Origin of the sequence: Klebsiella sp. CN_Kp066 (assembly GCF_040065135.1) — a bacterium.
Classification (GTDB): domain Bacteria; phylum Pseudomonadota; class Gammaproteobacteria; order Enterobacterales; family Enterobacteriaceae; genus Klebsiella; species Klebsiella oxytoca.
On sequence record NZ_JBEAIU010000041.1, the window covers coordinates 1 to 14201 of the forward strand.

Annotated in this window: 12 protein-coding genes; 5 read left to right on the forward strand and 7 right to left on the reverse strand. The window is 51.9% G+C overall.

Annotated elements, in window-relative coordinates:
• The 3 genes from ABLV75_RS16660 to ABLV75_RS16670 form a co-directional block, all read left to right on the forward strand.
• Window positions 1-209: sodium ion-translocating decarboxylase subunit beta (locus tag ABLV75_RS16660; protein ID WP_348855039.1), on the forward strand; the 209-nt coding region annotated here is incomplete at its 5' end.
• A gap of 323 nt (window positions 210-532) precedes the next feature.
• Window positions 533-2161, forward strand: a complete 1629-nt coding sequence (locus ABLV75_RS16665; RefSeq protein WP_004108293.1) for a sensor histidine kinase — start codon at window positions 533-535, stop codon at window positions 2159-2161.
• Window positions 2154-2852 carry a response regulator gene (locus ABLV75_RS16670; protein ID WP_004108295.1) on the forward strand — a complete coding sequence of 233 codons (699 nt, stop codon included), beginning with the start codon at window positions 2154-2156 and terminating at the stop codon, window positions 2850-2852. Before ABLV75_RS16665 ends, ABLV75_RS16670 begins: the two co-directional genes overlap by 8 nt.
• A 45-nt stretch (window positions 2853-2897) precedes the next feature.
• Here the strand turns inward: ABLV75_RS16670 and ABLV75_RS16675 are convergent, their stop codons facing one another.
• Entirely contained in the window at window positions 2898-3527 is a 630-nt protein-coding gene (locus tag ABLV75_RS16675; protein WP_004108297.1) for a hypothetical protein, read from the reverse strand.
• Window positions 3528-3619: 92 nt separating this feature from the next.
• Between ABLV75_RS16675 and ABLV75_RS16680 the strand changes: the two genes are divergently transcribed.
• Window positions 3620-4573, forward strand: a complete 954-nt coding sequence (locus tag ABLV75_RS16680) for a LysR family transcriptional regulator (RefSeq protein WP_004108299.1) — start codon at window positions 3620-3622, stop codon at window positions 4571-4573.
• 55 nt (window positions 4574-4628) lie between these two features.
• Here the strand turns inward: ABLV75_RS16680 and ABLV75_RS16685 are convergent, their stop codons facing one another.
• The 4 genes from ABLV75_RS16685 to ABLV75_RS16700 all read right to left on the reverse strand — a co-directional run bounded on the left by ABLV75_RS16685 (window position 4629) and on the right by ABLV75_RS16700 (window position 11027).
• Window positions 4629-6917: a hydratase gene (locus tag ABLV75_RS16685; protein ID WP_004108301.1), complete on the reverse strand. Its 2289-nt coding sequence runs from the start codon at window positions 6915-6917 to the stop codon at window positions 4629-4631.
• A gap of 70 nt (window positions 6918-6987) precedes the next feature.
• Window positions 6988-8247 carry an SLC13 family permease gene (locus tag ABLV75_RS16690; RefSeq protein WP_004108304.1) on the reverse strand — a complete coding sequence of 420 codons (1260 nt, stop codon included), beginning with the start codon at window positions 8245-8247 and terminating at the stop codon, window positions 6988-6990.
• Between the two features lie 183 nt (window positions 8248-8430).
• The gene (locus ABLV75_RS16695; RefSeq protein ID WP_004108306.1) at window positions 8431-9864 is read right to left on the reverse strand and encodes an anion permease; all 1434 of its coding nucleotides are present in this window, start codon (window positions 9862-9864) and stop codon (window positions 8431-8433) included.
• Window positions 9865-9971: 107 nt separating this feature from the next.
• Entirely contained in the window at window positions 9972-11027 is a 1056-nt protein-coding gene (locus ABLV75_RS16700) for a 4-oxalomesaconate tautomerase (protein WP_004108309.1), read from the reverse strand.
• Between the two features lie 279 nt (window positions 11028-11306).
• Between ABLV75_RS16700 and ABLV75_RS16705 the strand changes: the two genes are divergently transcribed.
• Complete coding sequence (locus tag ABLV75_RS16705; protein ID WP_004108311.1) at window positions 11307-12242, forward strand: LysR family transcriptional regulator; 936 nt, start codon at window positions 11307-11309, stop codon at window positions 12240-12242.
• Window positions 12243-12270: 28 nt separating this feature from the next.
• On the opposite strand, the gene rihC is transcribed toward ABLV75_RS16705, so the two are convergent.
• Both rihC and ispH read right to left on the reverse strand, forming a co-directional pair.
• Window positions 12271-13185: a ribonucleoside hydrolase RihC gene (gene rihC, locus ABLV75_RS16710; RefSeq protein ID WP_004108313.1), complete on the reverse strand. Its 915-nt coding sequence runs from the start codon at window positions 13183-13185 to the stop codon at window positions 12271-12273.
• Window positions 13186-13250: 65 nt separating this feature from the next.
• On the reverse strand, window positions 13251-14201 hold the full coding sequence (gene ispH, locus ABLV75_RS16715) for a 4-hydroxy-3-methylbut-2-enyl diphosphate reductase (RefSeq protein ID WP_004108315.1): 951 nt from the start codon (window positions 14199-14201) through the stop codon (window positions 13251-13253).

Genomic DNA, 14201 nt, shown 5'->3' on the forward strand with positions numbered 1-14201 from the left:
ACCTGTGCAGCCGGCACAAAATCAACCCGCTGATTGGCTCCGCCGGGGTGTCGGCAGTGCCGATGGCGGCAAGGGTGTCGAATAAGGTGGGGCTGGAGTCGGACGCGCAGAACTTCCTGCTGATGCACGCGATGGGCCCGAACGTGGCGGGGGTGATTGGCTCGGCGATTGCCGCCGGGGTGATGCTCAAGTACGTGCTGGCGATGTGAATCGTTACCTTTCCCCGGATTGCGCCGTAAACGGCTTATCCGGGCTACCGGATCGCAGACGGCTGTAAACCCGTAGCCCGGGTAAGGCGTCAGCCGCGACCCGGGGATTCTCCCGGAGGCGGCGCTTAACGCGCCTTGTCCGGGCTACAGGATCGCAGACGGCTGTAAACCCGTAGCCCGGGTAAGGCGTCAGCCGCGACCCGGGGATACGTAAAACGTCGTATTCCATCTGGATGTGTTCTGAAATCCATAAAACTGTGGGCCGATTCCGCGCCGTCGGTCGCTAAAAAAGAGAAAATGGCCTTTTGATGTCAATTCGCCCAATGTTTAGCCGAAAAATCACGCACTGGTTTGCCCGACGTTCGTTCCAGAACCGCATCTTCCTGTTGATCCTGTTTACCTCGACAATAGTGATGCTGGCGATGTCATGGTATCTCACCAGCATCACGGAAGAGCGTCTGCATTATCAGGTCGGCCAGCGCGCGCTGATCCAGGCGATGCAGATCTCCGCCATGCCTGAGCTGGTAGAGGCGGTCGAAAAGCACGATCTGGCGCGAATTAAAGCGCTTATCGACCCCATGCGATCGTTTTCCGATGCCACCTACATCACCGTCGGTGATGCAAAAGGCCAGCGTCTGTATCACGTGAATCCGGATGAGATCGGCAAATATATGGAAGGCGGAGACAGCGACGAAGCGCTGTATAACGCTAAAAGCTACGTGTCGGTGCGTAAAGGATCGCTCGGCTCTTCATTGCGCGGTAAGTCGCCGATCCAGGACAGCACCGGGAAAGTGATCGGCATCGTCTCGGTGGGCTACACCATCGAACAGTTAGAGAACTGGCTGAGTCTGCAAATCGGATCGCTGATGATCCCGATGGCGATCATGCTGCTCCTGCTGCTCTACTGCGCCCGACGCTTCTCGCTGCATATCAAAAAACAGATGCTGAATATGGAGCCGCAGCAGCTATCACAGCTGCTTATCCAGCAAAGCGTCTTATTTGAATCGGTCTTCGAGGGACTGATAGCCATTGACTCTCACTACCGAATTACCGCCATCAACCAAACCGCAAGGAGATTATTAAACCTCAGCCAGCCGGAAACTATCCTGATTGGCAAAAGCATCAGCAGCGTGATCTCTCAGGAGACGTTCTTTTATGACGCGCCGCAGACAAATAAAAAAGACGAAATTGTCACCTTTAATCAGATCAAAGTGATCGCCAGCCGCATGGCCGTCACGCTCAATAGCGAGCCCCAGGGATGGGTCATTAGCTTTCGTAGTAAAGACGATATCAACACCCTGAGCCTGCAGCTCAGCCAGGTCCAGCAGTATGCGGATAACCTTCGCGCCGTGCAGCACGAGCACCGCAATTTGATCTCCACCATTGCCGGGCTACTGTTTTTGAAACGCTACGATAACGCGCTGGATCTCATTCAGCAGCAGTCTGAAAGCCACCAGAAAGTTCTCGATTTTATCGCCCGTAATTTTAAAGTGAACCATCTTGCCGGGCTGCTGATCGGCAAATATTACCGCGCCAAAGAGCTCGGATTAGAGCTGGTCTTCGATCCCGCCTGTCACGTGGAAACCCTCCCCTCATCGCTTTCGCATAATGAGTGGATCTCGATCGTCGGTAACCTGCTGGACAATGCCTACAATGCCGCCTTACGGCAGCCGGCAGGATCGAAGCAGATCGAGTGCCTGATCAACAGCGAGGGCGGCGAAGCGATCGTCGAGATCGCCGACCAGGGCTGCGGAATTGATGAATCGCTGCGCGATCGTATTTTCGAGCGCGGCGTCACCAGCAGCGACAGCGGCGATCACGGTATCGGGCTATGGCTGGTACGCAGCTACGTCGAGCAGGCGGGCGGCAATATCGTCGTCGACGACAACATCCCTTTTGGCACTATTTTTACTCTTTATATCCCCCTGACCCGAGATGAACACCATGGATAGCATCACAACTCTCATCGTTGAAGACGAACCTATGCTGGCGGAAATTCTGGTGGATACCATCAAGCAATTTCCCCAGTTCGAAGTCATTGGCATTGCGGATAAGCTGGAAAGCGCAAAAAAAATGCTTCGTCTCTATCAGCCCCAGCTGATTCTGTTGGATAACTTTTTGCCCGATGGCAAAGGCCTCGATTTGATCCGTCACGCCGTCAATATCAATTATAAAGGACGTATCATTTTCATCACCGCCGACAACCATATGGATACCATCAGCGAAGCCCTGCGGATGGGCGTTTTCGATTATCTGATTAAGCCGGTTCACTATCAGCGATTGCAGCATACGCTTGAGCGTTTTGCCCGCTATCGCAGCTCCCTGCGCTCGAGCGAGCAGGCGAGCCAGACCCACGTTGACGCCCTTTTCAATATCCAGGCCAAAGAGCACGCGGAAGCCGCCGGCACCGCCCTGCGCGGAATCGATGAAAGCACCTTTAACCGCGTATTACAGCTCTTCACCGACCCGGGGATCGTCCATACCGCAGACTCCCTTGCGCGTATCCTCGGCAGCAGCAAAACCACTGCCCGCCGCTACCTGGAGCAAGGGGTCAAAAACGATTTTCTTGAGGCCGAAATAAGCTACGGTAAAGTCGGCAGACCGGAGCGGATTTATCACGGCAAAAATAGTGAGCACGTTTAAGGATCGCGGAGATGCTTTGTTTAGCATGCATCTCCTTTTATTCGTTTACGCTATAGCGTAGCTAACAATCATCTGGCCTTTTTTCATCTTCACCTGGGTAATGACGACCTCTCCCAGTTCTGACAGGCTGGCCACGTGCGTGCCGCCGCAGGGATAGCTCGGCATATCGCCGAACCCGACCTTGCGCAGACCTTCGGCAAAAGAGATCCGACGCGGTAAATCCTCCGCCTGCCATCCTTCGATCTGCGCCAGCAGCGCGCTGGCTTCGGGCAGTGACGCGTTCGTCCCGGCGGCAAAGGTGATGCGCCCTTCTCCCGGCCAGTGATGCGCCTTAATCGGCCGCCAGCCAAAGCGCTCTCCGGCCTGGCCAATCAGGTGCCCGGCGGAATGTAGCCGAGCGTGCAGCCGTCTCGCGTCCGCGTCCACCCGGATCGCCACCTCGCCGGAGGGTAGCGGCTGCGCAACAATATGCACGATGCTCTCGCCGCGCGCGGCAACGCTCTCGACCGCAAGCTCGCCAATCCAGCCGCGATCCGCCGGCTGTCCTCCGCCCTGCGGATGAAACAGCGTGCGGTCCAGCTCAATGGCATAGCGGCCATCGGCTTCGCCCAGGCAGTTGACGACTCGCGCAGGGCATTCAGTGGCATCGCTGGTGTAATAAAGTCGTTCAGTCATGGTTGTCCTCCTCTCAGTCAGGACAGTATATTGATATTAACGACAGCGATAATCCCGCCGATCATCAATGCAATTTTGCTCTGGAAGCACAAATGAATCTGAACTTACTGCCCGATCTCGCCCTGTTCGTGCAGATTGTCGATCAGGGCAGCTTTTCCGCCGTCGCGCGCCAGACAGGCGCGACGCCTTCCGCCATTAGCCGCAGCGTCTCGCGGCTGGAGCAGGAAATGGGCTGCAAGCTGCTGCATCGCACCACGCGCAAACTGCGCCTTAGCGATGCCGGGAAAACGGTGTATGAACATGCGCTGGAGATGCTGGACTCGGCGCGTCTGGCCATGGATTCCGCCGGCAGCGCCCAGGCGGTGCCGCAGGGTAAGCTCACGCTAAGCGTGCCGAAAGCCGTGGGACGGTTTGTCATTCATCCGCTGATGCTGGAGTTTTTTAGCCGCTACCCGAAGATCGACGTCTGTCTGCGCCTTGAGGATCGGGTTCTCGATTTTATCGATGACGGTATCGATCTGGCGCTGCGCATCACCCATACGCCCTCGCCGGGGCTGCACGGTAAGCCTTTGCTGTCCGTCAGCCATATCGTCTGTGCGACGCCCGGCTACCTGGCGCAATATGGCAGACCGCGAACGCCGCAGGATCTGCGCGAACATAGCTGTATCAGCCTTGGGGAAACGCCCGCCGATTCGCGCTGGAAGTTTCGCCGCGACGGCAAAACGGAGACTATCCAGACCCACGGTCGTTACGCGGCAAACCACACCGCCGTACGCCTTGATGCCGTCAAGCAAAATCTGGGTATCGGTAGCCTGCCGTTGTTTACCGCCCGTGAGGCGCTGGCGAACGGCGAGATTGTGCAGGTTTTACCGGAATGGGAGTTTATCAGCCGCTATTCCGGCCAGCTCTGGCTACTGTGGTCGGGCAATAAGCACATGCCCGCCAGAATGCGGGCAATGATTGATTATCTTAGCGAGAAGATGAAGCCGACTGCAGGCAGCACAGCCATAGCGCAACGATCGAAAACCCCGGAAAAGCCGTTATGAATAAAAACGGGGATGCTATATCACCCCCGTTTATTACCTTAATGAGGACTATCGTTTACTGATGGTGGGAAGTTAAGCGTGATTTATTATAATTAATCAGGCTTCCTGCCTTAATAATCTCCCGCTCTGATGAGGTCAGGCCCTCCATGTAAAGCGCGATCTCTTTTATGGGGCGCTCGCGGCTAATGACAAACGCGGTAATATGACCCAGCTCGCTGTCTAAGGCGGATTTTATGCCCGGAATAAAGATAAAATCCCCCACTTCAAATTCGGGTAAGGCTTTCATTTGCAGCGGCAGCATTCCCCAGTTAATCACATTCGAACGATAACGTTTCGTGGCGTATTCCTGCGCAATATTTGCCAGCCCCCCCAGCACGCGCTGGCAGCTGGCCGCTTGTTCTCGTGCTGAACCATCGCCCGGTTTTATCGCATAAACCATACTACCTATTTCCGTCTGCTGCAGGGTGACGCTCTCCTGTCCCGGCAGCTGGCGGATTTGGGTAAAGATGTCCTCAAGTTCAGGATGCAGCCTGCAAGGATTGTCCCCCGCGACGCGCAATTGTTCCAGAGCGGCAATCTCCTTACTGCGGCCAACATAGCCCGGATCGCGCCGTGAGAGGGTAAACTCCGCCAGTCCTGAGGGGTTAGAGCGAAATGATGAGGTTTCTCCCGATGGGATAAGCTCGTCAGTAGTCGTCACCGGATCCATGATTTTAGAGGTAACGTTTAAGAGAATATTTTCCGTTAACTCACTCATTTCCGGCCAGTCTTTTATATTGGGTCCATAAATCAGCGATTGCTGGGATGCGCCTTTAATAAAGCCTTGATAGACACGGTTTTTATAAGGTGAAGCGTCAAATTCATATTGCGGTATGTTCTCCCAGCAATCGAGCTCTGACGCCGAGGTCAGAATACCACCGTTGGCAGCCGTCGCCGCAATTGAGCGGGCATCCATCAACGCGACAGCCGACATTTGCCCATTTCCGGGTTTTGAACCTTCCCGGTTTGGGAAATTGCGCGTTGTATGGCGAATGCTCAATCCATTATGCATAGGCGTGTCGCCTGCGCCAAAGCAGGGCCCACAAAATGCGGTACGCATAATCGCGCCAGCGCTTAATAAATCGGTCGTTATCCCTTTTTTGGTCAGATCCATCAGCACCGGCTGGGATGAGGGATATATCGAGAGAGAGAAAACGTTGTCGCCGCAGGAGTGATACTTTAAGGCATTTGCCGCTTCAACTACGTTGACGTAATTTCCGCCAGCACAACCGGCAATAATTCCTTGCTGGATCCGGAGCTTACCCTTTTCGACTTTATCCAGCAGGGAGAGTTTTGCGCGCCCAAGCGAAATTTTTTCGGATTCCATTTCGACATCATGCAAAATATCCGGCAAGTTCTCCTTCAGCGTATCAATTTCATAGACGTTGGCGGGATGAAAAGGTAAGGCGATCATCGGTTTGATAGCGCTTAAATTGACTTCTATACAACCATCGTAATAAGCCATATCGGATGCTGAGAGCGAACAATAGTCTTGCTCCCTGCCATGAACGCGCAAGTAGCTTCGAGTCTCTTCATCGGTTTGCCAGATAGACGATAAGCAGGTGGTCTCCGTCGTCATGACATCAACACTGTTGCGGAAATCGGTAGACATTGTCGCCACCCCCGGTCCCACAAACTCCATTATCTTGTTTTTCACATAACCGCGCCGGAACACCGCGCCAATTATCGCCAGGGCAATATCCTGAGGCCCCACGCCAGGGCTGGGTTTACCTGTCAAATACACCGCAACAACCTCGGGATAATCAATATCCCAGGTCCCTCCCAGCAGTTGCTTAACTAACTCGCCGCCCCCCTCGCCGACGGCCATCGTCCCTAAAGCGCCATAGCGGGTATGGCTGTCCGAGCCCAGCACCATCTTGCCACCGCCGGCCATCATCTCGCGCATATATTGATGAATAACGGAAATATGCGGCGGAACATAAATCCCGCCGTACTTTCTGGCCGAAGATAAACCGAATATATGATCATCACTATTAATGGTACCGCCGACGGCACATAGCGAATTATGACAATTAGTTAATACGTAAGGCAGTGGAAAACGCTGCATTCCAGACGCTTTAGCGGTTTGGATTATCCCCACAAATGTAATATCGTGTGAGGCCATACAATCAAATTTTATTTTTAACTTGCGGTGATCGCCTGAAGTATTATGGGCGGAGAGGATCGACCACGAAATCGTGCCTTTACGCGCCTCCTGCTTGTCCACCGGGAAGGAAGGATGACCAACAGGGATAATACCATGCTGGTGTGATATACATACTCCATGGCCATACAGTTTTATCATGACATATATCCTTATATAAAAAACAAGGTCTGACAGAATAGCAACGCTTTTTAATCACTACCGTTATCGGCTAATAAAATGGAAAAAACACAGGCAATAAAATAAAGCTGACGATTACCGATATAACAATAAGCGGCAATCCGGTTTTAACGTAATCAATAAACTTATAGCCGCCCGCAGAAAAAATCATCATATTGGCGGGCGTACCCACAGGGGTTGCATACGCACACGAGCAGCCAATAACTATAGCCATTAATACCGCCCGGGGATCGGCCCCCATCGAATGCGCAATAGATAGACCAATCGGCATTAATAAAGCGGCGGTTGCCGTATTGGACATGAAGTTTGTTAACACACAGGAGATGAGCAATACCGCGCTTAAAAGTAAGAAGGGGGAAGCGTGATTACCCAGTTGTTCAATCATTGCACGCGCCATGATCGCACCAGCGCCGGTGGTTTCCAGCGCTTTTGCTAGTGCCAGCGTTCCGCCGAACAGGAAAATGGTCTGTGAATCGATGGCCTGGTATGCCTGTTTTTCAGTAATCACCCTGGTGACAATCAGCGTTAAAGCGCCAATTGAGCCAACAATAGCAATCGGCAATCCAATCTGTTCTTCGAAAATCATGCCGGATACGGTTGCGATTAGTACCGACAGCGCAATCACCTGCTTGTATTTCGGGCACGCTATCTTGCGCATACTTTCAGTGCGTTGCTGGTGTAGCGTACTTTTTTGCGGTAATAGTCGGTAGCCTATCGTGACAAAATAGAGAATACCGCAAGCCAGCATCGGAATACCCAGCTTAGCATATTCAAAAAAACCAAAACGTTGGCCAACCTGCTCCAGCGCCGACTGTGCAATCAGATTTCCTGGGGAACCGATAAGCGACAAATTTCCCCCCAACGCAGAGGCAAAGGCCAGGGGCATAAGCAGACGTGACTGGGCATAACCTGATTTTATCGCTGCGCCGATCACAACAGGTATTAACACTGCAGCCGTTCCGGTATTCGATAAAAATCCAGAAAGGGTCCCACACACTAACATAATAATGACTATCAGCTGTTTTTCTGTACGCGCATAGCGTGTCACGATACCGCCAATTTTATCGGTTACGCCGGTTTCGAATAAAGCCCCGCCTACCACAAACATAGCCACAAATAAAATAACATTCTGATTAATAAAACCTGCAAAAGCAGTTTTGACATCGAAGACCCCGGTGACAACCAGAGTAATACAAACTATCATGGCAGTTACAGCTAATGGTATTTTTTCCCAAACGAACATGACGATCGAAAAAACCAATAGCGACAACGTAATCGTAACTGGAGACATAAATATATTGCACCTCACCTTGTTAAAGGTCATATAATAATATTTGCGATCATGTGAGTTTTTTCATACTTAAATCATTAAACTCCAGGTAAGATAATAACCACATGGCAATGGCATCATCTACAATTGTCCTGGGCATCAACCGATGCCCAGATATTCACGGCATTCTTTCTCAGTAACGACTTAAATCATCCCGGATGATATGAGTATTTCCCACCACCATACCCCGAGGGTGATGTGCAAGAGGAATGTCAGTACCGCCAGTATTCCACCTATAATCCACCAGGATTTGATATCGTTATAACCCACACCAAAAATAACTGGTCCCGCCGCGCCACCATAGTGAGTGACCATTCCGCCATAAGAATTGCTGAATAATAGCGCGAGTGCGGTGAGGGTTATCGGTGCACCAGATACATTCGCCAGCATGGCAAAGACCGGAACCATAGCGACGATATAAGCGCTTCCCGAGGCGAAGAAATAACGAACCAGTATGCTCAAGGCGACAATAACAATAAAGGCTATATTACCGTGACCATCAAATGAAATATTATTTTTTAATAAATCAGCCAGCCACACGAAAAAGCCAACTTTTGATAATAACGAGCTTAAGCCAATAATCCCACCGTACCAAATGAGCGTATTCCAGCCGCCTTTATTTTTTATCACATCATCCCAGGTTACGATTTTCAGCACTAACATCAAGGCCATGACGCAGATAGCAACGGTTGACTCATTAACCCCCAGGGCGCTGCTGAACACCCAACCGCCCAGTGCCAGAACAAAGAGGCAAGAGAGCATCTTTTCACGCAGGGTCATGGGTCCCAAAGCTTCGATGCCCGTTTTGGCGATCTTTTTATTATCAACCCGCTTTAATTCCGGCGGATAAAGCTTGTAGGTAATCAGCGGCGTCAGCAGCAGCATAATGATACCAGGTAATCCTGCGGCCAGCGCCCAGCCACCCCAGCTTAATTTGATGTGGCAGATATCTTCAATCATCTTCAGCGCAAGAATATTGCCGGCCATTGCGGTAAAGAACATATAGCTGGTTGTTTTCGTCACCATATAGATGTTCAACATAAGATAGTGACCAACTCGCTTTGCGCTGTGCTCCGGCTCCGAGCCAAGGGCGACTGCGACGCTATTAATGATCGGTAAAACAATCCCCCCAGCACGTGCTGTATTCGATGGCGTTGCGGGGGCCAGGATCAGGTCAAGGAAGGCGGTTACATAGCCAAGGCCCAACGTTGTACTACCAATTTTTCCGATAAGAAAATAAGCAATTCTTTTACCTAGCCCGGTAATAACAAAAGCTGCACTCAGAGTAAATGCGGAGAAAACTAACCAGGTGGTGCCGGATGAATATCCGCTTAATACGCTGGCGGCTTTTACCGAACCATCACCCAGATTGCCGGTGACCACCATTGATGCGGCGACGGCAATCAGCAGTACCACAGGCTCTGAAAAGGGTTTAATGACTAACCCCACAATGGCTGCCAGATAAATGCCTGATAAAACCCAGGCAAGTGTTGATAATCCTTGCGGCGCCGGGAATAAACTCATGAGTAACGGTATTGCTATTATAACCAGCAGCTTCCATAACTTATTCTTTTGCATTTCCATTCCTTAGCTGTACTCAATATTTAAGGATGCTTGTGGAACGCATTCACATAGCTCCCCGCCTCAATCCACGGTAATTTTTCGTTAAGGAGGGGACTCGGTATTTAGTCGGCAATATAAACCGAGCCGGAAAGAATCTTCCGTGCCGTGCGAATAACAGAGGCGCGGATCGCTTCAGGGGCTTCGGTCGTATTACTTAAGTCGACCGCAATACTCCCGCTGGGGTGCTCGATTTTAACGATGCCATCACCAGACAATTTCGTCAGTTCATTAGCAATCGTTCCCGGAATAATACATGCACTCGCCAGGCCGATAGCGCCGGTAATCGCCAACGATTTATGGCAACTGTGGGGCATAAAATATCGAACATTTAAATTTCCGCCGCTAAGCGCAGGAGAAATCAGAACCGGTTTCGGGATAACCATATTTGTCACATCGCCAAATCCCATCGCCTTTCCCGCTTGTCGCCGAATAGACTCCAGCGATTCTAAAAGCGCTGTGTCCCGGTCTAATTCGCAGGCAGATTCATAACCGGTTTTTCCCAGGCTCTGAGCTGGAATCACGACCATCGGCATTGCCATGTCAATACAGGTGACTTGCGCATTATCAAATACGTCCAGCCGATTCCCGGTAGGGAAAAGCTGGCCGGATTTTGCACCCGCAGAATTCAAAAAGGTTAATGCAACCGGTGCGGCACGGCCGGGAACGCCGTCTATCTGCGTATCGCCGTCGTAGATAACCTTTCCCTCAGGCGTTTGAATGTCAGCCTCAATAAAAGTATTGGTGTTCACATTCCTTATGCGCACTCTCGTGACCGGAGAATCCGCTTTAATTAACCCCTGTTCTATTGCGAATCCCCCTACAGCACACAGCATATTTCCGCAGTTCGGCGTGGTATCGACCCGCCGTTCGTTGACGATAACCTGAACAAACAGATAATCAATGTCCGCTTTTTCACTAACAGATCGACTAATAATGGCCACTTTGCTGGTTTGTGGGCTTCCACCGCCAATTCCGTCAATTTCCAGCTCATGGCCCGATCCCATGATGGATAACAGGAAGTCATTACGTTGGTTAATATCCTTTGGTAAATCATCCGCTAATAAAAAGGCGCCTTTGGATGTTCCACCACGCATTAATACACAGGGAATGCTCTTCATAGCAAGTTCCTCACCCGATAAAACATAGAAGAATTAAACGAAATGCCTTGTGAATTTAATTTGCTTTATGCTGTTTAAGTTTTTTATTTACTTAATTCACCTGCTACATCATTCACGTCAGGCATTTTACAAATTCATTCTACTTGCAAGATTTTTACCGGTTGATAAAATTTCGCCATAAGAGTTATTCCTGCCAGGAATTAATAAAAGTGCCATTACCGATTAATAATCACTTGTCATCTACTTAGAGAAACACTTATTAGGCCCTACGGAGCAATAATGAAAAATGAACTATCCGGGATGAAAGCCTTTGTCACAGTTGCAGAGCTAGGCTCTTTTAGTAAAGCCGCCGAACAATTAAATCTTACGCAACCGGCATTAACTAAGAAGATAAAAAAAATAGAGAGTAATCTGGATATTGCGCTGTTCGAACGAACGACGCGAAAGATTGCGCTGACGCAAGCCGGAAAAATGCTTCTCCCAAGAGCTAAATCTTTGATCTCCGGCCTTGATGCGGCAATATTTGACCTTAACGATTTAACGTCTCAATTGCATGATACGGTTACGCTATCCTGCATTCCTACTGCCGTATTTTATTTTTTACCGCGCGCTATCGTGCAATTTAATCAAAGTTACCCCAACATCAAAGTACGAATTTATGAACAAGGTATTGAAACCTGTATGGACTCGGTACGAAAAGGCGATGTTGATTTTGGTATAAACATGAACTTCATCACACATCCGGATATCGATTTCATTCCCCTGGTGAACGAGCCTTTTGTTCTGGCCTGCCGGCAAGATCATCCTCTGGCAACCAGGAAACTGGTCGAATGGCGGGAGCTTGTTAGCCAGACGTTAATCGGCGTCAGGAAATCAAGCGGCAATAGACAGTTGATCGAGAAATGCCTGGCGGATAAACCCTGGCAGCTGAGCTGGTTTTATGAAGTCAGACATTTGTCGACCTCGCTCGGCCTTGTCGAAGCAGGCCTCGGAGTCTCCGCACTCCCTTGTCTGGCAATGCCCCACGGAGAGAGCGCCGTGGTGAGCGTCCCGCTTGTGGAGCCGGTCATCAGACGCACGCTGGGTATGATTCGCGTAAAAAACAGGCCTCTTTCCGCAGCGGCAGAGCGCTTAGCTTCCCTGCTACTGATGATGTGGACGGATGAAGCGGGCACGCTCTGGCGCAACGTCGTGGATTCAACGCAGAAAACCTGAAAGCCATGCCGGCCGCTTCATCGCCAGATTAGGGCGCTAAAGCAATCACCTCCGCTGCCCAGCGCTGAAAACCTTCTACATCCAGACCCAGCGCCACCTGCACGTTTGCCGGTTGGCCCAGTTTGCCTTCGATATCGACCACCGTCGTTCCCGAGGTCCAGGTTCCCTGGGTTTCTACCGTCACAAAACAGGGCTTGAGGGTGAAGAGCTGCGGACGAACCAGCCAGGCAATCGCGCACAGGTCATGCATACGCAGGCCGCTGCTCATGCTCCCGCTCCGGTAGTGGCTAAATAGCGCATGCAGCATCTTCCCGGTCTGATTCAGCGTCGGTAGCGTAGCAAGGTAGTCCGGAGCCAGCATCGCCTCGTTGGTGACATCCAGCCCGCACATCACAATCTCCAGCCCGCTCTGGAAAACTTTCGCCGCCGCTTCCGGGTCGATGGCGATATTGAACTCCGCATTCGGCGTAAAGTTACCGCGCCCGGCGGAACCGCCCATGATAACCAGTCGACGGATATTAAAGCGGCATTCGGGATACTGGGTCAGCAGAAGCGCGATATTGGTTAGCGGGCCAATCGCCACCAGGGTCATCGGCTCCGGAGCGTGCATCAGCGCATCGCGGATCGCCTGAAATGCCGGTTTTGCCAGCGGCTGACGGTTATGTTCCACGAAATCGTAGCCTTCCATCCCGGACTCGCCGTGTACGGAGGCGGCGTCGCGCAGCGGGCGGACCAGCGGCATGGAAGCGCCCTGAGCCAACGGAACATCGGCGTTCCAGAAATGCAAAAGCTGCAGGGCGTTGCGGGTGGTTTTCTCCACGGATACGTTCCCCGCTACCGTGGTCATCAGCTGTAGGTCCAGTTCGGGAGCGAACAGCGCCGCGGCAATCGCTGCGGCGTCATCAATGCCGGGATCGGTATCCAGAATGATAGGTAAGCGCATAGTTTCTCCATAAAAAATGCCAGACGTTAAGCCTGGCATCTTCTCATACTGCGGGGAAAAAGAACTTACTCTACTTCACGGACGTCTACGCGCAGCTCTTTCGGCACTTCGAAAACAATGTTCTCTTCACGGCCTTCCAGCGGCACCGCTTCGCCGCCGCCCAGCTCCTGCAAACGCGAAATCACGTTCTGTACCAGAATATCCGGCGCCGATGCGCCTGCGGTTACGCCGACGCAGGTTGCGTCTTTCACCCAGGCTTCCTGGATATCGGTCGCATCATCGATCAGATAGGCAGCTTTCCCCATCCGCTGGGCCAGTTCGGCCAGACGGTTAGAGTTCGAGGAGTTCTTCGACCCCACCACCAGCACTACGTCAGCCTGCCCGGCCAGCGCGCGGACGGCCTCTTGCCGGTTTGTCGTCGCATAGCAGATATCATCTTTGCGCGGCCCGACGATTTTCGGGAAGCGCTCGCGCAGGGCGTCAATCACGTCGGAGGTATCATCAACGGAGAGCGTCGTCTGAGTCATAAACGACAGCTTAGCGTCGTTTTTCACATCCAGCTTCCAGACGTCATTCGGCGATTCCACCAGGTACATCCCCCCCTGCGGGTTACTGTACTGGCCCATGGTGCCTTCAACTTCCGGGTGACCGGCGTGACCAATCAGGATCGACTCTTCCCCCCGACGGCTGGCGCGAGCAACTTCCATATGGACTTTGGTCACCAGCGGGCAGGTAGCGTCAAAAACCGTCAGATCGCGGCTTTTCGCCTCGTTGCGTACGGCCTGAGAGACGCCGTGGGCGGAGAAAATCAGGATCGCGCCGTCCGGCACTTCGCTAATCTGCTCGATAAAAATAGCGCCGCGTTGACGCAGGCTATCGACAACATAGCGGTTGTGCACGACTTCATGACGCACGTAGATCGGCGCGCCATATAGCGTCAGCGCGTTTTCAACAATGCTGATAGCGCGGTCAACGCCTGCGCAGAAGCCGCGCGGGTTAGCCAACAGAATCTGCAT